Genomic DNA, 21,933 nt, shown 5'->3' on the forward strand with positions numbered 1-21,933 from the left:
TATGTTATTAACCACCAAAATATTAGAGGTTTGATGACTTAAAATTTTATAAACTCTAAATCATATCTCAGTATTTCGGAATCCTTTGTAACTAAAGGCATCTTTTCAAATAAACTTTGTGCAATAAGCATTCTGTCAAAAGGATCTCTGTGTAAAAGTGGAATATTTTCTAATTTCAAGATATGTTCCGGAGTAACATTTAGTAATTCATACCCGCATCCTTGTAACTGAAGTGCAAATTCATCCGGTAAGATAATTTTTCCTAGTGATTTTTTTATTTGTAATTCCCATAAAGAAACAACACTAGAAAAATAATGTTATTAACATCGGTAAGTAATTTAGTAATTTTAGGGGGTAATTTTTCTGGTTCAGACAATGCCCATATTAAGGTATGAGTATCAAGTAATAATTTCACAACTAGTCCTTTATCCCTAACCTTGTTGCCATTTCTTCAGACCATTTGTCAAAATCTTTAGTTATTTTAATTTTATCTTTAAATATCCCAAGCCTATTAATAGATTTCATAGGATTATATTTAATGATTTTAGCAATTGGTTTCCCTGCTCTTTCAATAATAACCTCTTCATTTTTGTCTTCTACTTCTTTTAGTAGAGATGACAAGTGAGCTTTTGCAGAAGTAATGTTTACTGGATACATAAAGTTTGATCTACTGTTTACTAAGATTAATATTAGTTCAATTAAACATGTTTAGCAACTATAATTAAGCAATCCAGCAGGGCGATTTAAAAGTCGCAACTTTAAGTTGCCATAACTTTAAATAGTTTGTATCTATAATTATTAAAATTTTCTCTGGTTTCAGTAATTTTGTTTGAAAATAAAGTTATTACAGAAATAGTTATTGCCCGGAGTAATGACATTACCAAGGGAGCCTTTCCTATACTTATAGTTGACTTATCTTCCCCAAAAACTGTATCTTTGACCCAATTCAAATTATTCTCACATGACCAATGATTCTTATTGAACTTTAGCAAGCTCTTTGGATTAAACTTGCTTCCGAGACTTGTTATCATAAACACATTCTCTTGTTCATAGCTATTAGTTTTATTTTTCTTATCTCGCTCTCGGCTAATTTTACATATTTGTTTGATCTGCCGAACGAAAAAAATAAGCAATATCGCAAAAATAATGAAAATAGCTATTAGTGGAGCATAAAAATCTGTTATATTTATAGATATAACCGAATTTGCAATAGGTTATATCAAATTCAGGTTAACTAAGTAGGGATAATAAATGTCAGAATTTACCAATTTGCAATATTACAAAAAAAAGGAAGCTGGAGCTAATGAAGCTGGAGAATTAGGTGGAATATATAGTAGCCAAAATGATATTCTGTCTATGGTTAAAAAGGAGAATAAGCCTGAAAAAAATATATCAGAGTTTTTGGGTTCCCAAATTTTTCAAGCAACAAATCCAGAGCATGGAGCCAAAGTTTCGCTCATTGTACCTACTCATCTTACCACGAAAGTAGATCAAGCAGGAGGTCTGCAAAATGATGGTTCTGAAATATATGTGCAATCTGAATTTTTTAAGAATTACAGTGGAGACATGTATGTTGACATGGATAACCGTATGTCTACAAAAACTAAGCCAAGCTGTTGGTTGCGAACAAAAGAAGGAAGACCATTTTTTATGGGAACAAGAGAGTTATTGTCAAAAACTTTAACTAAAGCTTTTAAAGAACTTCATTATAGTGATTTTGATAAAATAGCTCCAACTAGCTTATTAATAGGCGATTTTGATATTCATACAGGTAATATAGGAGTTGTAAGAGATCCTAACAATTCTACTATCCCTCCTAGACTAGTTAGGTTAGATTTTGCTGGAAGTTTTGACCAATTAGATGATGAGATACGTCCACATTCTTGGTCTAGACATCTACCCTTACTAGGTCCAACTAATCATTTTAGAGAATTTCCAAGTACCATAAAGTATAATGATTTATTTGTAAAAGGTTTACTTGATACTGCACAAGTTGATTTAAACAATACTATTGACAATAGCTTCGTTGAATTATCAAAATATTATAGTGATAAAGCCCTAGCAAATTGGGCAAAAATGGCAATGAGCCAAAAATTTAACAATATATCTCCAGAAAATATAAAGATTGCTGATATTAAAGATGCTCTTAAAGAAACTATGCAAAAGAGACAACAATCATTAAAAGAATACGGGCTACAAATTAAGCTCGGTCTTTTAGTAACAAGGGGAAAAATTAATAAGCCAGAATTAAAAAAATTAATCAATGAACACTTTGATTATTTTAGTAATATAATTGATCAAAGCAAAAAACTAAGACTAAGAAAAAGAACTAAAGAAAAATATATAGATTATATTTTAGGTAATAAAACTCGAGAAGTATTGTTAATTAAAGAAATAGCTCAAATAGTAAAAGAACAAAAAACAGCACTAACAAACCCTACTCTAGAAATAACTGATCTATCTGTACCAATATCTATAGTCAATTCAGGAGGATTTGGTGCTAGGGGCGATGGAGCGACGCCTATAAGTAATAGGCAAGCGACGAGTGACGACGTTCCCAATTTCTCATCAATTGACTATAAAAAAGCACTAGATGTTATGCATATTAGTGATGCGATAACAACAACTACTGAAACTCAAGCTACTGAACAGACTGCACCCTACAAAGTAGCTCCATCTGAAATAGTACCAGCCATAATAGCCGAGAGCAAAGTAGCCCCGATTGAAGTAGCCCCGATTAAAGTAGATTTGGTAACATTGGCTTTTAGGCAAGAAATTATTGCTAAACAACAAACAACATTAAAAAACATCCTTGCTGAAGCAAATATTACAGCAATCTCAGTGGCTAATCTTGCTATTAATTCTCAGCAATTTAAAGAATTTGTAGAAAATAACAACGAATTAATACAAAAAACCTGGGCTAGCTCTATTACAAAGAGTACTGTGACTCAAGCAATGAATGATGAAGTGCAAAGCTATGCAAAAATCCACCAGGCTAATAATTTCAAACCGTTAACTTGGAGCAATCAAACACCAATAGACAATACCACTGATACCAGGTCAAGGGTTATTAAAGTCAAAGATGAAGAATTATTTAAATTAACAGAAACTAAGGTTAAAACCTCTACTAAAGTAATTTTAGAAGATGGAGTAACGGAAACAGAGATTAGCAATTATCGCAATATTAATTTGCCATTAGCCATCAAACCATCTGGTACAGCAGTGCATCTTTCATTTCCAGTGCAAAATGAGAAAGGTGAAAATATTGAGGTCTCAAAGGCACTTTATTTTACTACTCACTATAACGAGCAAGGAAAACTAGTAGAAATAACCAATCCATTATCATTAAAGTTTACCAGTGATGATAAAAATGCTATGGGATATATACAAAGAGGGAAGCATATTTACACTATCCCGGTGACCAAGGGTCAATATGAAGCAATGCTACAAGAAGTAGCAAAGAATCAAGGATGTAATATCAATATATCGCAAACTATTCCCTCTGAGGCAAGTGACTTGCTAATACATAATAGTGAATTAAAGCAAATTCAGAGTAACTTAAAACGTCATATAACCAATACACCAACTAAGATAATATCATCAATGCCCAAGACATCATCTCAACAGCAAATTCGTAATAGAACTTGAAAATAATACAGTTAATTTTCTTCAATCAATCATGGTTATGTTAAAAAATTATTATTTTTTACACTTGAAAAAGATAATCTTAGCTGATATAAAACAAACAGCTTTGTATCTATAGTCAAATGCTTTGAAGAATTATTTTTTGAAAATATATTGCTTTTGAGATTTAAAGAATTATAAAAATTAATGACAAAGAACTGACCATGATATTTGTAAAAAGCAATTCTTGAAAGCTTGCGAATATACGCACCCTTAGCTCAGCTGGATAGAGCAACGGATTTCTAATCCGTAGGTCAAAGGTTCGAATCCCTTAGGGTGCGCCATTCTTCGATTTTGGTACATTTTACGAACATGTCAAACGGTGGACGTAGCTTAAAGTCTAGCTTCCCGTCTTTCAATTCCAGGTTAACAAATACTAAATTTATCAATTTACGTTTTCCTTCGGCAGTGGAACCTTTGAAGGCTTCTGCTGCTCCGGAAGCCAGTTCTACTAAGTTGATTAGGCATTCTGAAAATTTATCATCGGCATTGTCGTGACTTGCTATTTCTCTGGCAATATCTTCACGTTTTTGTATTAACTGTTCACGTTTCTCTTCATGTTCTGCTTTTGTAATATCACCATCCAAAAATAAATCTGTTAGCTTATCCATGCGAGTTTTTATCTTTGTGTGTTCAGATTGTAACTCAGATATACGCCCCTTATGATAACCTTGTTCGATACTAGCTGAGCTTTTTATATAAGATATTACTTCTTTCAGTAACTCAGGCTCTAATCTTAGCGTTTCAAAAACCTTTTCTACTTCTTTTAATATTATTTCTTCTTTCACGTATATTGCCCTATTATTGTTATCTGGATCCCATGCTCGTAAATATGTCCACTCACCAACCTCACCATTACCGTAAGTTTTCTTTTTGGTAGCAGCAGTAACTATTCGACCAGTGGCAGCACATTTTATTAATCCTCTAAATATATACTCTTTTTCTCCATATTTAAATGGTTTTTTGTTCCAACCAAGTCTCACTGCCTGGCAAGCATCAAATACCTCCTTGGTAATAATAGGCGGGTAGATATGTGGGTATTCTTTTTTAGTTTTTAATATTCTCATTACTCCATAGTAAAATGGATTGGTAATAATCGAATAAATATGCGATTGACATAACTGACCTTGATTACCTCTAGCATTACGTAATCCCCATTCTTTTGTCTTCTCTAGCATCTCAGATAGAGTATGAGTACCTGTAGCATATGTTTCAAATACTTTTTTTATCAAAGGAGCACGATCTGGGTCAACTATTATTTTACCTTTGCCTCTATCTCTGCTATTATTGCTTTTTATATGCAAATAGCCTATAGGGGCTGTACTTATCCACTCTCCTTGACGGAGCTTTTGAGCAATACTACGATTTACGTTATCTCTAAGGTTATCTACGTAAGATTGAGCTATCATGACAAACATATTCCACACCATTTTTTCTTGCGAAGTGGAATATTTATGAATAATACCAATTGAAATAATTAACGCGGTATATTAATCCACTCTCTATACATAATTGATTTTACTAAAGTTACATTTTTACTAAGTTGATTCCAGGCATAGCAAGCATTAGCAACGATATCTTCGTATACACCGTAACATTGATTAGATAGGAAGTGATTTTTGATCCACTGCCAAATTTGTTCCATCGCATTTAATTCCGGTGCGTATGGCGGAAGCGGTACCAAGGTAATGTTACTTGGAATAATTAATTTTTTCGCTGCATACCACCCGGCATTATCTGTTAATAATGCAACATGCCTACCAGAATCAATAGTCAAAGAAAATTCATCTAAGAACTTATTCATTGAATCAGTATTGGTATATGGTAAAATTAACGCAAAAGATTCGCCCGTATCATGGCAAGCAGCTCCATAGATGTATGTTGAGATAAATTGTTGTTGCCTTACTTTCCTAGGTCTGCTGCCACGTTTAGCCCATATGCGACTTAAACTACCTTGCTGCCCAATTCAAGTTTCATCCTGTGACCAAATGTCAACCTTACTCCAATCAATATCTTTTGGTAATAATACTTTTAGCATATTGGCGAAGTTTTTTTATATGTATTTTGAGTTGCTTGATTAGATTTTGGGTGTACTGAACGAGAAGTAATCCAGCTAAAACCAAGTCGATGTATAGTGTTATAAACTGTTTTTAAACTACATTTAATACCATATGTTTCAAATAACATATTATGTAATTCCTTTCCTGTTATATAACCACCTGTCTTACTTTCACTCAACATATTTATTTTATCAGACAAAAAAGATTCTTGTAAGCTATTGAATTTTCTAAACGCACCACTCCTATGCGATTCAAATAATCCATCAAAGCTAGAGTTTCTAAATCTTCTAAGCCAAGATTGTACTGTTTTCCAGTGCGATCCAACTATTATCGATACAGTTTTCAATGACTTGCCTGATTGCAGGTGATGCATTGCTAATAAGCGTATGCGATTTCTTCCGTGCGACTCGTTTTTCATTAGGCATATGAAATCATGCTCATGAAAACCTTTTGGTAATATTAATGTTCTTGCCATTTTACTACCTGCTCAAGTTTATATTCCCATATTATAATATACCTCCTTAACTATTTCAATTGGTATTATTAAGAATAAGAGAAGTAGAAATCGATTAGTGGGTGCAAAAAAACAGTTATAATGCACTATGAAACTATTTAACCTAAAGTTTGAGCTAGGTCTAATAATGTTAAAATGGTATTATAACTAAATTAATAAAATTAGAGGTAAATTATGCAAAAATGGCAGTTACAAGAGGCAAAGGAACATTTTGAAGAAATTATTGAACTCGCTGAAAACGGGCAACCTCAATTAGTAAATGATAAGAAGAGGCATAAAGCTGTCTATATTATCTCAGCGGAAGATTATATAGGTGATAAAATAAAACCCCCTATGTCATTTAAAGAATTTTTATTATCCATACCAAAAGTTGATAACGATGATGATGAGGATTTATTTGAAAGAAAACCAAGTAAAGCTAGGGAAGATATTGATATATGAGATATTTACTTGATACTAATATATTGTCAGAGTTCCGTAAGAAAAGTCCAAATAGCCAAGTAATATCTTGGTTATATCAAGTAGCTATAGAATCATTATATATAAGTTACTTAACAATCGGTGAGATTCAAAAAGGGATTGCTAAAAAGAAACAGACAGATTTAGTAGCATCATTAAGTTTAGAAAGGTGGCAAGATATTTTAATTAAAAATTATACCGCTAGAACCATTGGTATAGATAGTATAGATGTATGTAAATGTTGGAGAGAATTACTTGCTATTGATGCTACAAATCAGGTTTTGAATGGTTAATGATAGATTCTACATTTGTAAAAACTCACAAAGCAGGACTTGGAGCGAAAGGCGGGAATCAAACGGTTAGTCGCACAAAAGGGGACTCAATACAAAGGTACATATGGCCGTGGATGCGTATGGTATGCCGGTCAGAATTATTGTTACAGAAGGTTCCAGAAATGATTGTACTCAAGCTTGTGAGTTAATCCAGAATATGGAGGCACAACATCTTATGGCTGATAAAGCTTACGATACAAACGCCATAATAGAATCGGCTGTGAATGCAAACATAATTCCTGTAATACCATCAAAAAGAAACAGGAAGATTCAAAGAGAGATAGATAAATATCTATATAAGCTAAGGCACATTATTGAAAATACATTTCAAAAATTTAAAGAATGGCGTGGTATAGCAACAAGATATGCTAAAAATACAAAATCATACATGGCGGGTCTTTGTTTAAGGGCTTTACTAATGTGGGCTCAAATCTCGTGACGACACACCCTAGTTGGTTTGCTAAATCTACAAGGTTAAAGAACTTTGATTTATAACCCTTTCTTACTGCCCTTGCACTAATGGCTATAGCAAGGTGCGTTTTGCCGGTACCAGTCCCTCCAATTAACACTATATTTCTAGAACTATTAACAAACTCACAACTATATAAATGCATAATTTGCTCTTGGCTTATTGGGGTATCAGTAAAAATAAAATTATCTATATCTTTCTTCTCTGGAAACTTTGCAGCTCGAATTCTACTTTGAATAGCTCTGAGTGTTCTAGTACATGAACAAGATAGTGCTGAAGTAATTTTTTCAACATTAATGGGAGATATTGTTGAACCTAGAAGACAATTTATTCAAGCAAATGCCTTGAATGTAATTAATTTAGATGTTTAAAATTTAAATCTTTAACATTAGCCATTATTTGTATCTTTTTACTATTCAATGTCGTTTATGTTTGTTATGCTTTTATGCTTCCAAGAATTGTTTTGTAAAAATATCATAGATTCAGGTACTCACTATTCATTTTCAAATCTAATTCTTGGAATCATTCGAGTAGACATTAGTTACTCATGTAATTAACAGGAAAACTCGATATTTTCTGCTAACTAAATGTACAAAATGATTGGAGATAGATTATGATATCAAAAAATAATATTGTATTTATGGCACTGCTACTTGTAACAAATGTTGATATTATAGCAATGCCACTACCTGGTAAGAGTCTTGATAGCGATATTAATGAACATTTAGCAGAAATGGGAGGATGTGAACTTGAAGCAGAAGAAATGCGTTTAGATAAATTCATGTTAGAAAAGGATCTTAAGAAGGAGCAAGAAAGAGGACAAAAACTTTTACAACAATTAAAGGATGCAAAACAGAATGCAGTTACTAATATTGCTCAGTTTGAGAAAAGAATAAAAGATATACAAGGACAGCTTGATATAGAGCAACAAACTAGGCAAAAACTTGAACAACAATTGAATACGAAAATACAAGAAGCAAATAAGAAGCTTACTAGTCTTGAACAACAAAAAGAAACAATACAAGGACAGCTGGCGACGGCTCAAAGCCAGGAGCAAGAACTTAAACAGCAATTGACTAACGAAGCTACTCAGTTTAAGAAAAGAATAGAAGATATTGAGGCAAAAAAAAGTAATTTTGAACAACAATTAAAGGATGTAAAACAGAGTGCAGTTACTAATACTACTCAATTTGAGAAAAGAATAAAAGATATACAAGGACGGCTCGATATAGAGCAAAAAACTAAACAAAAACTTGAACAACAATTGAATAACAAAACTGCTCAGTTTAAGCAAAAAATAAAAAATATGCAAGGGCAGCTCAATACAGAGCAAAAAACTAAACAAAAACTTGAACAACAATTGAATAACGAAACTGTTCAGTTTAAGCAAAAAATAAAAAATATGCAAGGGCAGCTCAATACAGAGCAACAAACTAAACAAGAACTTGTACAACAATTGAATAACGAAACTGTTCAGTTTAAGCAAAAAATAGAAAATATACAAGGACAGCTCGATACAGAGCAACAAACTAGACAACAATTGGCTCAGGAAAAACAAGAGGCTATTAATAAGACTGCTTATCTAGACACACAACTAAAAAACATACAAGGACAGCTCGATACAGAGCAACAAACTAGACAACAATTGGCTCAGGAAAAACAAGAGGCTATTAATAAGACTGCTTATCTAGACACACAACTAAAAAATATACAAGGACAGCTCGATACAGAGCAACAAACTAGACAACAATTGGCTCAGGAAAAACAAGAGGCTATTAATAAGACTGCTTATCTAGACACACAACTAAAAAACATACAAGGACAGCTCGATACAGAGCAACAAACTAGACAACAATTGGCTCAGGAAAAACAAGAGGCTATTAATAAGACTGCTTATCTAGACACACAACTAAAAAATATACAAGGACAGCTCGATACAGAGCAACAAACTAGACAACAATTGGCTCAGGAAAAACAAGAGGCTATTAATAAGACTGCTCGTCTAGACACACAACTAAAAAATATACAAGGACAGCTCGATACAGAGCAACAAACTAGACAACAATTGGCTCAGGAAAAACAAGAGGCTATTAATAAGACTGCTCGTCTAGACACACAACTAAAAAATATACAAGGACAGCTCGATACAGAGCAACAAACTAGACAACAATTGGCTCAGGAAAAACAAGAGGCTATTAATAAGATTGCTAATCTAGACACGCAACTAAAAAATATACAAGGACAGCTTGATACAGAGCAACAAACTAGACAACAATTGGCTCAGGAAAAACAAGAGGCTATTAATAAGACTGCTAATCTAGACACGCAACTAAAAAATATACAAGGACAGCTCGATACAGAGCAACAAACTAGACAACAATTGGCTCAGGAAAAACAAGAGGCTATTAATAAGATTGCTAATCTAGACACGCAACTAAAAAATATACAAGGACAGCTCGATACAGAGCAACAAACTAGACAACAATTGGCTCAGGAAAAACAAGAGGCTATTAATAAGATTGCTAATCTAGACACGCAACTAAAAAATATACAAGGACAGCTCGATACAGAACAACAAACTAGACAGCAATTGGCTCAGGAAAAACAAGAAGCTATTAATAAGATTGCTAATCTAGACACGCAACTAAAAAATATACAAGGACAGCTCGATACAGTACAAAACAAGGAGCTAGAACTTGAGCAACAATTGAAGAGAACAAAAAGGGAACTCAAGACTGCACAAAACAACGAACTAGAACTTGCCCAGCAAATGAGGGATAAAAACAGGACGCAATTAAAAAATATACAAGAGCAGCTAGAGAAAGAACAACAAAGTAAACAAGAGCTTGTACAACAAATAAGCGATGAAAAACAGAGAAAAGAACAAGAACTTGAAACATCACGACAACTAGCAGAGGTTTCTATACCAAAAGCAGTAGAAGAAATATCAACCATTACTGGGATAGCTCCTCTAATGCCAAGAATAATGTCGGCAAATAGCAATATACTTTTTAATAGAATGCCCGTAATATTTAAAAGCATTGGAGCAGGTGATGAAGAAGAATCTTTTAGTAACATATCAAAAGGTTTGTGGATTAGAGGTTTGTATAGCATAAGTAAGCAGAATATGTCCCCAAATATTACAGGTTATAAGAGTAATAGCAGAGGTATTGTTATTGGGTTTGATGTTGGAACAAAGAAAGAGGTAGGGGACTTATTTGGTATTGCATATAGTCATATATGTTCTGATTTTAAATTCCAAAATCAGAATAATAGAGTCTATAATATACTTTGTGTAAGTTGCAAAAGTAAGCAGTAAGAAGTACTGTAAGAAAACAACTTATAAAAAGGTAAAATATGTCAGAAAAAATAAAAAAGAAGATATTAGAACTAAAAGATAATAATATAAGTAATAATTTAGTAGAAGAATTATTATCAAAAGCCGATCCATCTAAGTTGTTTGGCAAAGAAGGATTATTTCAACAACTAAAAAAGCAAATAGTTGAAAAAATATTAGAAAGTGAACTAGAGCATGAATTAGGTTATTCAAAGCATAGTAAAATGCCGAAAGTAGATAATAATCGTCGTAATGGTAGCTATGAAAAGACAATAATTGATGATGATGGTAGGAAGGTTACTCTGGAAGTACCAAGAGATCGAGAAGGAGAGTTTGTTCCGAAATTAATACCTAAAGGGCTGAGAAGATTCAGTGGATTTGACGATAAAGTTATCTCACTTTATGGTCGAGGAATGACAGTCAGTGAAATTCGAGGTCATTTGGAAGAAATATATCAAACTGAGGTTTCCGGTGATTTAATATCGACAATAACCGATGGAGTAATAGACGAAGTAACTAGGTGGCAAAATCGAGGTTTAGATAAGGTTTATCCAATATTATACTTAGACTGTATTCATGTTAAGTCTAGGGATAACCAGGTAGTGATAAATAAAGCAGTATATTTAGCGATTGCTGTTAATATAGAAGGAAAGAAGGAGTTGCTGGGTATTTGGGTAGGAAAAAATGAAGGTGCTAAATTCTGGATGCAAGTAGTTACTGAGTTAAAAAATCGAGGAGTAGAACAAATTTATGTTGCTTGTGTTGATGGTCTAAAAGGTTTTCCGGAAGCGATAAGTAGCATATTTCCTGCGACTATAGTACAGTTATGTATAGTTCATATGGTTCGCAATTCAGTGAAGTATGTCTCATATAAGGATTTAAAGGAGGTGACCACAGATTTGAAGCAAATTTATACAGCAAATAATGAAGAAATGGCAAGTCTAAAACTTCAACAATTTAGTTCAAAATGGGACAAAAAATATCCAGTAATTTCTGATATTTGGCAACGTAATTGGTGTGGGATAATCCCATTTTTTGCTCCCGACTTCAGTGTTGTTGTGCCAAAAAGTGGCTGACAGCTCAGGAAATGATAAAATTTCCAGGCACAACAAATTATTTGTTGAGTCAATCATTTATTTTGTGTAAGTTCTATTTTTTACATTCCAATAAATCATATTTAAAATCACCACAAAGTATTTCAAATTGATTCAAAGCTAATGACCAATCTTTTATGGGCATAGTCCATTTTTTAGATGCATTTTGCAGAGCTAAAAATATTATTTTCTGAATTGATTTATCATCTGGAAACACCCCCTTATTTTTGATGATTTTTCTAATTTGACGGTTGACAGATTCAATGGTATTTGTTGTATAAATTACCTTTCTTATTTCCTCAGGAAAAGCAAAAAATGGGATTATCCCACACCAATTACGTTGCCAAATATCAGAAATTACTGGATATTTTTTGTCCCATTTTGAACTAAATTGTTGAAGTTTTAGACTTGCCATTTCTTCATTATTTGCTGTATAAATTTGCTTCAAATCTGTGGTCACCTCCTTTAAATCCTTATATGAGACATACTTCACTGAATTGCGAACCATATGAACTATACATAACTGTACTATAGTCGCAGGAAATATGCTACTTATCGCTTCCGGAAAACCTTTTAGACCATCAACACAAGCAACATAAATTTGTTCTACTCCTCGATTTTTTAACTCAGTAACTACTTGCATCCAGAATTTAGCACCTTCATTTTTTCCTACCCAAATACCCAGCAACTCCTTCTTTCCTTCTATATTAACAGCAATCGCTAAATATACTGCTTTATTTATCACTACCTGGTTATCCCTAGACTTAACATGAATACAGTCTAAGTATAATATTGGATAAACCTTATCTAAACCTCGATTTTGCCACCTAGTTACTTCGTCTATTACTCCATCGGTTATTGTCGATATTAAATCACCGGAAACCTCAGTTTGATATATTTCTTCCAAATGACCTCGAATTTCACTGACTGTCATTCCTCGACCATAAAGTGAGATAACTTTATCGTCAAATCCACTGAATCTTCTCAGCCCTTTAGGTATTAATTTCGGAACAAACTCTCCTTCTCGATCTCTTGGTACTTCCAGAGTAACCTTCCTACCATCATCATCAATTATTGTCTTTTCATAGCTACCATTACGACGATTATTATCTACTTTCGGCATTTTACTATGCTTTGAATAACCTAATTCAGAGTCAATCATTTATTTTGTGTAAGTTCTATTTTTTACATTCCAATAAATCATATTTAAAATTACCACAAAGTATTTCAAATTGATTCAAAGCTAATGACCAATCTTTTATGGGCATAGTCCATTTTTTAGATGCATTTTGCAGAGCTAAAAATATTATTTTCTGAATTGATTTATCATCTGGAAACACCCCCTTATTTTTGATGATTTTCCTAATTTGACGGTTGACTCACCTAGAACTGAATGGTTGTAAGCTAGGCTATACCTTGCGTCCACCGTTCGACATGTTCATAAAATGTAACGAAATAGGAGAGTGGTGGAGACGAAGGGAATCGAACCCCCGACCCTCTGCGTGCAAAGCAGATGCTCTACCCCTGAGCTACATCCCCAAACCATAACCTTTAACGAACAGGTAGTTTATATACCTTTTTATACGTAAGGTCAACAACCTTATTGCAAAATTTTATCTCAAGTTAAATTTTTGCTCTACCCCAAGGTAATGCTTTACCATCAGAACCAACTACTAAATCTCCTGAGACATCGTATTCTGCTGCCAAAAAGGAAGATTTACCAGATATAAATTTTACTGGTTTAATTTTTTGTCCATTATAAAAATACTCCTTAGCCTGCTCTCTAGAGGTTGGGTTATTTTTAGACGCTGTTTTAGCTTTTGACATATTATGCAATTACCTCAAATATTTTTCTATATATATAATCTAATGACAAAATATCTCACCTTTAATATTTGTCAAGGAAAAGAAGGGTTTAAAATGGCATTTTTAGCCCAGGTGGTAAACCAATATTACCAAAAGCATTATGCATAGAATTTTGTGAATCCTCATCAACTTTGCTTTTTGCATCACTGAAAGCTGCAACAATTAAATCTTCCAGCAACTCTTTCTCGGTCTCTTTAAGCAAAGAGGCATCAATAGAGACCTTACGAACCTCTCCTCGACCACTAACGGTAATATTTACCAACCCACCACCAGCTTTCCCAAAATATTCAGTACTTGCCATTTGCTCTTGCATTTCCTGCATTTTTTTCTGCATTGACTGAGCTTGTTTTAAAAACTGATTAAAATTTACCATGTTACATCTCTTTAATTCTTTAATAGGATATCCGAAATCGTGACATTTGGAAAGTGTTTTGTTAAAATTTCCCAATCTTTACTTAATTTTACTTTATTCATCAATTGTTCTTTAAGAGTGATTATTTGGGATTGCTTGGTAATGATAACATTCCAATTTTTACCTGACCAAGCAAATAACAAGCTAGCAATTTGCTCTCTTATTTTATTATTCAGATCATTTCCAGCGATTTCCATAGTCTGAAGTGCAAAAGATTTTAATTCCACTTGGTTTAGCAATCTGTAATAAATTTCCATTTCATTATGCAAATGTAAAAACTCCAGAAAATCAGTCACAAGAGAAGCGGTAATTTGATGATTTTGAGTTGATTGTTGTAATACTGATTGCTCTAATTGCCCCCATTCATTATGTATATCCACTAATTCCTCTAATGATGGCAACATTTGTGAGTAGATGGATTTTATCACCAACATTTCAGCTTCTATTAACTGATTATGGGAAGTTTTCATTTCTAGAATCCCTTTACTATATATTTGCCAGATAATAGACAATTGAGAAAGGGTAACTTTTGTTAAAATAGCTGTAACCTGATCATTAAAAGGTAAATATATAGGATTTTGATAATCAGGTAATATCTTTGCCTTATTAAGATAGGCACTAAAATCAGCAACTAAGCCTACAAAAATTTCTAAATTTGCTGAAGAGATATAAAGTTGGTTTACTAAATCAATCGACTTAGCCGCATCTTTTTGAATAATATACTCAAAGAATTTGATGATACTAGCTGTATCAACTAAACCAAGTATTTGATAAACGATTTCAGGGGTAATAACCTCCCCTGCCCCCAAACTTGTTGCTTGATCTAGTACTGAGACTGCATCTCTAGCCGACCCATCAGATCTAGATGCAATTATTTTAAGAGCCTCTATTTCAATTTTTAACTGTTCTTTTTTGGCAATTTCTTGAATTAATTGGAAAATATCATCAAATGTTAATCTTTTTAAATCATAGCGTTGACATCTAGAAATTACGGTTAATGGAATTTTTTGTGGTTCAGTAGTAGCAAATATAAATATTACATGGGCTGGTGGTTCTTCAAGAATTTTAAGTAACGCATTAAATGCCCCTTTAGACAGCATATGAACTTCATCAATTATAAAGATACTATACCTACCAATTAGCGGCTTATAATCACTGCTTTCTATTATTTTACGAATATCATCAACACTTGTCTTACTGGCAGCATCCATTTCAATTATATCAGGATGATTATTTTTGTTAAAACTATTACAATTCTGACAATTCTCACAAGGCTCAATATACTCACCTTTAACTATTGGACTGGTACAATTAATAGTTTTAGCAACAATACGTGCTGCCGTAGTTTTACCAACTCCTCTAATACCAGTAAGAAGATAACCTTGAGATATACGATCTTTTTGAATAGTATAATTTAGAATCTTTGTTAAAACTTCTTGCCCGTATAGCTCAGAGAAATTAGTAGGACGATATTTTCTAGCGAAAGTAATATACTGATCTGTTGTTTTGGTCACGGTACCCCAAGTTTGTTTCTTACTAATTTTCTTGTCCTATTGAGTTTTATAGTCAATTGATGAGAAATTGGAGACATTGTTACTCAATGCTCGCCTATTACTTATAGGCGTCGCTCCATCGTTCCTGCTATCTACTTCTCCTGAATTGGTATAACATTAGTGCTGCTAAAACGAGCTAGTTTTTGAGGGTAGCGAGCTTAGCGGGCTGTAGATTTAGGGGTAACTTCTAACGAAGTTCTCCACAATTCCACAGCCACAACTACAGCAATCTAAATTTTAAAAATATTTGAAACACCCAATTATTGTATTTTCAGCAATTCATTAATTTTACTAATAGACATACCTGTCATCTTAGCAATTGACCCCACGGAATTGCCATTCTTTAACAACAACTTTACCAATTCAGCTTTACCCTCAACTTTACCTATATAGATACCTCTAGCTTCACCTCTAGCTTCGCCTTCTTCGATATATTTTTGTGCAATAGTTCTCATAATAACACCTTGTTCTTCTTCTGATAAATATTTGGTTAGTACTTCCTCCAATTCTGATTGCTTTTCCTAAGGAAGCTTAGCGTCAGTGTACCATAAAAGCGATTTTATGTAAATATAGCCTTTTTCCTTATCTACTAATATCTCTAATTTAAACCTTTGTAGAAATTCTTCCCAAAGCTTTATCATATCTCGTTGATGGATGTGTTTTAGCATATATTCTAACATCCCAACATGCTTCTTCTTCATTATTTCATCATCAGACATGCTTTGTAAATCGACCAATTGATAATCTTCTGTCATCACTTTCTTGGCTATAACTGCATCGGTAAATAAACTCCATAAATTCCTAGGAGCAGTATAAACTTCTTTACCATTATAAATTACTAAATTATATACTAATGGTAATTTCTTTCTTCCTTTTTTATGCCTTTCACACAATAATAATGTGTATTTCCATAATCGTAGAGCTGTCCAATAATCAACGCTCGACTGAGCCTCAATCAACACATACACAAAAGCCTTACCCTGATTCTTGCTAGCAACTCCATATACTATATCACTATATTTTTTGTTTAAAGATTCTTCTATGTAGCTTTCTTTTTCTACTGTTATTTTTGATAAATCTACTAAACTCTTAAAATCATTCGGCAAATAATATTCCAAAAATTCTTGAGCTGCTACAGGATAAGCCATTATTGTTTTGACTAATGAATCATGCTTTAACTTTTTTGTCATTTGACTAACTTAACTGATTAATTTGTCATTTAGCCAAACTTGTGCCGTTCTTCCTTTAATATTTTGTATACTAAGTTATGGCAAAATCTGTTATATCTATAATATAGCAGATATTTTTGCTCCACTAATAGCTGTTTTCATTATTTTTGCGATATTGCTTATTTTATTATTCCATAACTAGTGCATTAGCAAGAACAGGTAGTGGTGTGGCAACCCACATTTATTGGATTGCTTCGTCGGCTTACGCCTTCTCGCAATGACGTTATCTGTCATTGCGAGACCACGTAGTGGTCGTGGCAATCCACATTTATTGGTTAATTAATGATTTAAAGTGAGATAAACCATCTTTTTCGTATCTAGATAATAAATTATGTAAACCATCAGGTAAAAAGTTAAGATTTATCAGTTCATTAAATTTTATCCAATGGAATTTTAAGTGATCTTCCTTTGATTTAACTTCTCTATTTATAGATAAATCTTTTGAAATAACTTTAAAAATTATGCAATGCTCATGAACAGCTTTGCCATTATAATCCCATATATTTTCTATCATGCCAACAAAGTTGCCTAATTCAAAATTAATTAGACCAATTTCTTCTCTTAGTTCTCTTGATAATGCGGTATAAATTGGCTCTTGATACTTTATGTGACCACCAGGCAAAAATAGATTTTTTCCATTGTCAGCAACTAACACAGAATCTTCATCTCTTATATAAGCCCGTGCAATAGCATGAATTTTGTTTATTTTCATAATAGACCTCTTGCATAACCTAATCTAATTGGTAATTTTGTTGTCAAAACTCGTCTCCGTTCCTCACGTACATCTTAGTATGCTGCGGTACTCGACTTCGTTTTTCCTAAAAATTCCTCAATTATCTTTAGGTTATGCAAGAGGTCTAATATATATATGCTAGTAATGACCCACCAGAGACTATTTTGGCTGCTTCCTTTCGAACCTGACCAACTGAACAGAGCCAATGCCCACTACTAGCATGTGATAAAATAGTGCTTTTTTCATCTATAGGCAAGCTATTTAACTAGCTAAATTATATTTTTTTTCTATATCGCTTTTGTTCAGTCTCTTTGGTACTCCAAATATGTCTGGATGTTTGAGCTTGAACAAATCATCATCAAAATTCTGTACTTTTGCAATATGATTAAATTTTATGGTAATAACATTGTCATCCTCAAGTATTTTTAACATTTTCATCTGTTTAGTCTCTTTGTCAAAGGTAATTTGACTACGTCGCTCTGATAAAGTATGATAAATAGTAATTTCAAACATATTATCTCGATCTATCGTCGACTCAATTTTAAAATATTTATCAAAATCTATGCTGTCTTCTAACAAAAAATTAAATACGTTCTCCTCTGCCTTAATACGACTTACATGTTTCATATCATAGTCATATACCGACACATAGTTAGCATTACCAATAACCACCAAAGGAAATGGTAGATAATAATTACAGCGAAATTTTTTCGCAGGTTTATTAATTAACAGCTTCCCTTCAGTCTGATTTCCCGCCGAATCTTCTTGGGTAAAATCCACAGCAATAGATTTTATTTCCCGTAAATATATTTTGAGCTGGTCAATAGCCTGTTGTTTTCGTTCCTCGATAGCCTTTAACATTTTAACAACCGAATAGATTTCAAGACTTCCAGCATGGGCTGCATGGGTTATAGTTAGAAGAAAATAAACAACAATAATACCTTTACAAAACCAGTTAGTCATTTATACCTACATAAAGTTACATTTGTTTTGTATACTACATGAAGATATTATTATTTCAATTTATTTTCCGCAGCTGGTTCAACACATCTTCAGCATGTTTAGCCACTTGCACTTTTGACCAAATGTGAGCTATCGTACCTTTTTTGTCTATTAAAAAGGTAGTTCTCTCGACCCCCATATATTTTTTACCAAACATCGATTTTTCTACCCAAACTCCATATTTTTCACAAGTATCAGAGTTAGAATCTGACGCAAGATCAAAATCCAAACAATATTTTTTCTTGAATTTATCATGAGAATCTAAACTGTCCTTTGATACACCAACAATTACGGTATTCATTTTTTTAAATTCTGGCTTTAGCCTATTAAAATCACCTGCTTCAATAGTACAGCCTGGTGTATCATCTTTCGGATAAAAATATAATACAACAAACTTACCTGATAAATCTGATAAATTGATTTTACTATCTTCGCCTATTGGCATAGTAAAATTTGGTGCAATATCGCCTACTTTTAATATCATAACCACTCCTTTTTTGTACTTTTTTGCGTCTCATAGTCCAGTTTACACTCTAATTTTTTTTAGGCAAATGATAAATTACAAAAATCACTATTAATGAAATTGCCAAGGCAAACCAAGTAATGGCATATTCTGAATGATCATTTCTGACATTCAGCAAATTTTTAATCGATAGAGCTTTAAGAACATCAGAGTGATTACCTTTACCTTCCATAATTAAATAAAAATTCTCTAATGTTAAACCAAGAATATCAGATGCTTGAGTTAAGTCTAAAGTAAACCAAACATTATTTTTAACATCATTATCTAAGACAAACAGCTTGGTTTTCTCCCCAGGGAGAATCACACCAGTAATTTCCGTCGAATCATCTGTTATATTATCAATATCTTTCTTATACCTCGCAGCAAACCACCCTAGGGCAACTAAGATTATCTTGTTATCATCAGTTTGAAAAGGTCTGACTAAATAATAACCATCTTTTTCCGTGGCCATTGATTTACGTCCATAAAGATGCAAATTCTTACCAACCAAAAAATGCCCCTTCATTTTTACTTTAGCATATAATTTATCTACACTAAGTGTTTTTATATCAAGAGGAGAATTATTAAGGTTATTTTTTATTGAACTTAAAAATAGTTCTTTTTCCTGTAATCTAGCAATTTGCCAAAACCCCAGTGATAAGAGGATGACAAATGCTAATATAGTAAGCAATAAAGGTAGTAACTGTACTTGACACTTACCGATTTTTAAAGTCTTGGACATCATAATTCCTATTAAACTGAGGTCGATTACTGGAAAGTTGATACTCATGTACAACCAAATAATCTCATAGTATTCCCATTCTATCAATTATATATTGTACGGAACTTTTATGTCAGAGGCATGGATAGGAAAATCTTTGGTATTTCTAGTTATTAACAAACCATTGCAATATTTAGCTGTTGCCCATATTATTGCATCAGGTAGTTTGATTTTATGCTCTTTTCTAATAGAGATGGCAATTTCAGCTATTTCTTTATTTAAGTCAATTATGGTAAAATTATCTAAGAACTCTCTGGTGGTTTCGTCGTTATCCTCTGACGCTCCAACTAATATTTCCATTTTAGTTATTATACTAATTTGACAATCTTTATATTGCTCAAGTTCTTTACTAGCCACTGTATGTCCTAACAAATAATCTATCAATATATTAGTATCAAATAATACTTTCATTCACCCCACTCACCACGTAATTTTTGTTGATATAATAAGCCATCCAATTTTTGATCTTTCCATATACCAAATGCTGATTTATAGCCTTTTTTACTTTTAGTATAATTGGTTATGTAGTCAGCCAAAGCTTGTCTTATAATTTCTGCCCTCGACACTTTTTTTTTCTTTGATAGTTGATTCAAAATTTTTACTTGCATGTCAGGTATATCAATAATAGTTCTCATACTATGCTACTATATTAGTTATCATTATCTGATATATAATAATGTACTTTATTAATTTTTTCAAGACTGCTGTTATTCGGGCAACAATTATAAATTCAAAAATATTAGTTTTAAAACAAAATAACATTTTAAAGTCTTGGACATCATAATTTCTTCGTTATAGTCAATTCAGGGGAATTTGGTGACGTCGTCACTCGTCGCTCGCCTATTACTTATACTCGATAATCAAGTTTTTTTGCAGATTTGAATAAAATATAGGACAATGGTTGTCATCTTTGCTTCAGTGAGGTATCTAAAAATGCCCTGAGGTATTATAGATTCCGCACCGAAGCGGGAATGACAGATTCTGCGTTTAAAGATAGATGTTGTAACTCTGATATATTCAAATTTCCTTCAAATAACCTACTATTTATAAGCTCTGCAAAAAACTTGATTATCAAGTAATAAACAGCACGATGGATGTTTTTCGGCACTAATTCAGGGTAATTGACTATACCAGCACCAATCCACCATTAACATGGATAGTTTGACCAGTGATATAAGAAGCTTTGTCACTTGCTAAAAAAGCTACTACATTTGCAACATCTTCGGGGTTTCCCAAAGTTTTTAGAGGGATTTTTTGCATTATCGCTTCTTTTTGAGTTTCATTTAATTTATCGGTCATATTTGATTTAATAAAACCAGGAGCAACTGCATTAACTGTGATCCCTCTACTTGCCACCTCAAGGGCTAGAGACTTTGTCATACCTATCATCCCAGCTTTGGAAGCACAATAATTTGCTTGCCCTGGATTACCAGAAACTGCAACCACAGAGGCTATATTAATTATTCTACCATAACGAGTTTTCATCATTTTTTTTATCGCTTCACGATTTAGAATAAAACTAGCTTTTAAGTTTATATTTATAACTTGCTCAAATATCTCATCGGACATTCTTATTGCTAGCATATCGTTAGTAATTCCAGCATTACAAACTAAAATATCTATTTGTTCAAGATTAGCTACCAAGTTATTACATTCCTCGCTATTGGCTAAATTGCATGGTGCTATCGTATAATTATTTTTTAAGTTATTACCCAATTCTTGTAGTTTTTCTTGGTTGCTACCACTAATTATTACATGGCTACCAAGAGAGTGTAATAGCTTAGCAATGCTACCACCAATTGCTCCAGATGCTCCAGTAATTAGAGATTTTTTATCAGTCAAGTTTATCATTTTAGCTCCAATTTGTAGTTATTTAAGTATATTAGTTAACCAGAATAGCACTTAG

The 21,933-nt window shown here is 32.8% G+C and carries 25 protein-coding genes, 2 tRNA genes, 1 other RNA gene and 2 pseudogenes; 7 read left to right on the plus strand and 23 right to left on the minus strand.

The window, feature by feature from the left end:
• Positions 1 to 38: 38 nt before the first annotated feature.
• The 4 genes from AAGD20_RS07055 to AAGD20_RS00335 all read right to left on the minus strand — a co-directional run bounded on the left by AAGD20_RS07055 (position 39) and on the right by AAGD20_RS00335 (position 1,031).
• Entirely contained in the window at positions 39 to 278 is a 240-nt protein-coding gene (locus tag AAGD20_RS07055; RefSeq protein WP_410520920.1) for a type II toxin-antitoxin system VapC family toxin, read from the minus strand.
• On the minus strand, positions 275 to 415 hold the full coding sequence (locus AAGD20_RS00325; RefSeq protein ID WP_341748983.1) for a hypothetical protein: 141 nt from the start codon (positions 413 to 415) through the stop codon (positions 275 to 277). Before AAGD20_RS00325 ends, AAGD20_RS07055 begins: the two co-directional genes overlap by 4 nt.
• 2 nt (positions 416 to 417) lie before the next feature.
• On the minus strand, positions 418 to 657 hold the full coding sequence (locus tag AAGD20_RS00330; RefSeq protein ID WP_094648777.1) for a type II toxin-antitoxin system Phd/YefM family antitoxin: 240 nt from the start codon (positions 655 to 657) through the stop codon (positions 418 to 420).
• A 101-nt stretch (positions 658 to 758) separates the two neighbouring features.
• Positions 759 to 1,031: a hypothetical protein gene (locus AAGD20_RS00335; protein WP_341748984.1), complete on the minus strand. Its 273-nt coding sequence runs from the start codon at positions 1,029 to 1,031 to the stop codon at positions 759 to 761.
• Positions 1,032 to 1,251: 220 nt separating this feature from the next.
• Here AAGD20_RS00335 and AAGD20_RS00340 point away from each other — a divergent pair, with 220 nt between their 5' ends.
• Together AAGD20_RS00340 and AAGD20_RS00345 are read left to right on the plus strand one after the other, a co-directional pair.
• Positions 1,252 to 3,648 (plus strand): Sca4 family protein, encoded by a 2,397-nt coding sequence (locus AAGD20_RS00340; RefSeq protein WP_341748985.1) that lies wholly within the window; start codon positions 1,252 to 1,254, stop codon positions 3,646 to 3,648.
• 243 nt (positions 3,649 to 3,891) lie between these two features.
• Positions 3,892 to 3,968: transfer RNA gene (locus AAGD20_RS00345), tRNA-Arg, on the plus strand.
• Here AAGD20_RS00345 and AAGD20_RS00350 read toward each other — a convergent pair.
• The 3 genes from AAGD20_RS00350 to AAGD20_RS00360 form a co-directional block, all read right to left on the minus strand.
• Complete coding sequence (locus AAGD20_RS00350; protein ID WP_341748986.1) at positions 3,939 to 5,102, minus strand: recombinase family protein; 1,164 nt, start codon at positions 5,100 to 5,102, stop codon at positions 3,939 to 3,941. The two genes, AAGD20_RS00345 and AAGD20_RS00350, sit on opposite strands and share 30 nt — an antisense overlap.
• Positions 5,103 to 5,161: 59 nt before the next feature.
• The gene (locus tag AAGD20_RS00355; RefSeq protein WP_341749487.1) at positions 5,162 to 5,650 is read right to left on the minus strand and encodes an IS630 family transposase; all 489 of its coding nucleotides are present in this window, start codon (positions 5,648 to 5,650) and stop codon (positions 5,162 to 5,164) included.
• A gap of 65 nt (positions 5,651 to 5,715) precedes the next feature.
• On the minus strand, positions 5,716 to 6,219 hold the full coding sequence (locus AAGD20_RS00360; protein WP_341748510.1) for a helix-turn-helix domain-containing protein: 504 nt from the start codon (positions 6,217 to 6,219) through the stop codon (positions 5,716 to 5,718).
• A gap of 213 nt (positions 6,220 to 6,432) precedes the next feature.
• On the opposite strand from AAGD20_RS00360, the gene AAGD20_RS00365 reads away from it, so the two are divergent.
• The 3 genes and pseudogenes from AAGD20_RS00365 to AAGD20_RS00375 form a co-directional block, all read left to right on the plus strand.
• On the plus strand, positions 6,433 to 6,699 hold the full coding sequence (locus AAGD20_RS00365; protein ID WP_094649825.1) for a type II toxin-antitoxin system prevent-host-death family antitoxin: 267 nt from the start codon (positions 6,433 to 6,435) through the stop codon (positions 6,697 to 6,699).
• Complete coding sequence (locus AAGD20_RS00370) at positions 6,696 to 7,010, plus strand: PIN domain-containing protein (RefSeq protein ID WP_341748987.1); 315 nt, start codon at positions 6,696 to 6,698, stop codon at positions 7,008 to 7,010. The genes AAGD20_RS00365 and AAGD20_RS00370 overlap by 4 nt, the downstream gene beginning before the upstream one ends.
• Positions 7,011 to 7,098: 88 nt before the next feature.
• A pseudogene (locus tag AAGD20_RS00375) lies at positions 7,099 to 7,488 on the plus strand (IS5 family transposase); the annotation flags it as partial.
• On the opposite strand, the gene AAGD20_RS07060 reads toward AAGD20_RS00375, so the two are convergent.
• A complete protein-coding gene (locus AAGD20_RS07060) occupies positions 7,418 to 7,816 on the minus strand; it encodes an ATP-binding protein (protein ID WP_410520921.1) in 399 nt (132 codons plus the stop codon). The pseudogene AAGD20_RS00375 and the gene AAGD20_RS07060 overlap by 71 nt on opposite strands.
• A 315-nt stretch (positions 7,817 to 8,131) precedes the next feature.
• Here AAGD20_RS07060 and AAGD20_RS00380 point away from each other — a divergent pair, with 315 nt between their 5' ends.
• The gene (locus AAGD20_RS00380) at positions 8,132 to 10,837 is read left to right on the plus strand and encodes a hypothetical protein (RefSeq protein ID WP_341748988.1); all 2,706 of its coding nucleotides are present in this window, start codon (positions 8,132 to 8,134) and stop codon (positions 10,835 to 10,837) included.
• A 38-nt stretch (positions 10,838 to 10,875) separates the two neighbouring features.
• On the plus strand, positions 10,876 to 11,931 hold the full coding sequence (locus AAGD20_RS00385) for an IS256 family transposase (protein WP_341748989.1): 1,056 nt from the start codon (positions 10,876 to 10,878) through the stop codon (positions 11,929 to 11,931).
• A gap of 73 nt (positions 11,932 to 12,004) precedes the next feature.
• On the opposite strand, the gene AAGD20_RS00390 is transcribed toward AAGD20_RS00385, so the two are convergent.
• From AAGD20_RS00390 to fabG, 15 genes and pseudogenes are all read right to left on the minus strand, one after another.
• The gene (locus tag AAGD20_RS00390) at positions 12,005 to 13,111 is read right to left on the minus strand and encodes an IS256 family transposase (RefSeq protein WP_341748990.1); all 1,107 of its coding nucleotides are present in this window, start codon (positions 13,109 to 13,111) and stop codon (positions 12,005 to 12,007) included.
• Positions 13,112 to 13,127: 16 nt separating this feature from the next.
• Positions 13,128 to 13,289 carry a hypothetical protein gene (locus tag AAGD20_RS00395; protein ID WP_341748991.1) on the minus strand — a complete coding sequence of 54 codons (162 nt, stop codon included), beginning with the start codon at positions 13,287 to 13,289 and terminating at the stop codon, positions 13,128 to 13,130.
• 124 nt (positions 13,290 to 13,413) lie between these two features.
• Positions 13,414 to 13,488: transfer RNA gene (locus AAGD20_RS00400), tRNA-Ala, on the minus strand.
• Between the two features lie 84 nt (positions 13,489 to 13,572).
• Positions 13,573 to 13,776 carry a hypothetical protein gene (locus tag AAGD20_RS00405; protein ID WP_094648942.1) on the minus strand — a complete coding sequence of 68 codons (204 nt, stop codon included), beginning with the start codon at positions 13,774 to 13,776 and terminating at the stop codon, positions 13,573 to 13,575.
• Positions 13,777 to 13,864: 88 nt separating this feature from the next.
• A complete protein-coding gene (locus AAGD20_RS00410) occupies positions 13,865 to 14,188 on the minus strand; it encodes a YbaB/EbfC family nucleoid-associated protein (RefSeq protein WP_094648943.1) in 324 nt (107 codons plus the stop codon).
• An 11-nt stretch (positions 14,189 to 14,199) separates the two neighbouring features.
• A complete protein-coding gene (dnaX, locus tag AAGD20_RS00415; protein WP_341748992.1) occupies positions 14,200 to 15,741 on the minus strand; it encodes a DNA polymerase III subunit gamma/tau in 1,542 nt (513 codons plus the stop codon).
• Positions 15,742 to 16,040: 299 nt separating this feature from the next.
• Positions 16,041 to 16,970: pseudogene (locus tag AAGD20_RS00420) on the minus strand (Rpn family recombination-promoting nuclease/putative transposase).
• A 307-nt stretch (positions 16,971 to 17,277) separates the two neighbouring features.
• On the minus strand, positions 17,278 to 17,721 hold the full coding sequence (locus AAGD20_RS00425) for an NUDIX domain-containing protein (RefSeq protein ID WP_341748993.1): 444 nt from the start codon (positions 17,719 to 17,721) through the stop codon (positions 17,278 to 17,280).
• Between the two features lie 151 nt (positions 17,722 to 17,872).
• Positions 17,873 to 17,966, minus strand: an RNA gene (gene ffs / locus AAGD20_RS00430) — signal recognition particle sRNA small type.
• A 37-nt stretch (positions 17,967 to 18,003) separates the two neighbouring features.
• Complete coding sequence (locus AAGD20_RS00435; protein ID WP_341749406.1) at positions 18,004 to 18,603, minus strand: outer-membrane lipoprotein carrier protein LolA; 600 nt, start codon at positions 18,601 to 18,603, stop codon at positions 18,004 to 18,006.
• Between the two features lie 157 nt (positions 18,604 to 18,760).
• Positions 18,761 to 19,228: a thioredoxin-dependent thiol peroxidase gene (gene bcp, locus AAGD20_RS00440; RefSeq protein WP_094648947.1), complete on the minus strand. Its 468-nt coding sequence runs from the start codon at positions 19,226 to 19,228 to the stop codon at positions 18,761 to 18,763.
• Between the two features lie 49 nt (positions 19,229 to 19,277).
• Complete coding sequence (locus AAGD20_RS00445; RefSeq protein ID WP_410520902.1) at positions 19,278 to 19,991, minus strand: SURF1 family protein; 714 nt, start codon at positions 19,989 to 19,991, stop codon at positions 19,278 to 19,280.
• Positions 19,992 to 20,075: 84 nt separating this feature from the next.
• On the minus strand, positions 20,076 to 20,438 hold the full coding sequence (locus AAGD20_RS00450) for a type II toxin-antitoxin system VapC family toxin (protein ID WP_094648949.1): 363 nt from the start codon (positions 20,436 to 20,438) through the stop codon (positions 20,076 to 20,078).
• On the minus strand, positions 20,435 to 20,662 hold the full coding sequence (locus tag AAGD20_RS00455) for a CopG family transcriptional regulator (protein ID WP_341748994.1): 228 nt from the start codon (positions 20,660 to 20,662) through the stop codon (positions 20,435 to 20,437). Before AAGD20_RS00455 ends, AAGD20_RS00450 begins: the two co-directional genes overlap by 4 nt.
• A 490-nt stretch (positions 20,663 to 21,152) precedes the next feature.
• Positions 21,153 to 21,878 (minus strand): 3-oxoacyl-ACP reductase FabG, encoded by a 726-nt coding sequence (fabG, locus tag AAGD20_RS00460; RefSeq protein WP_094648950.1) that lies wholly within the window; start codon positions 21,876 to 21,878, stop codon positions 21,153 to 21,155.
• Positions 21,879 to 21,933 lie beyond the last annotated feature (55 nt).

Source organism: Candidatus Tisiphia endosymbiont of Sialis lutaria (assembly GCF_964026535.1).
Lineage (GTDB): Bacteria > Pseudomonadota > Alphaproteobacteria > Rickettsiales > Rickettsiaceae > Tisiphia.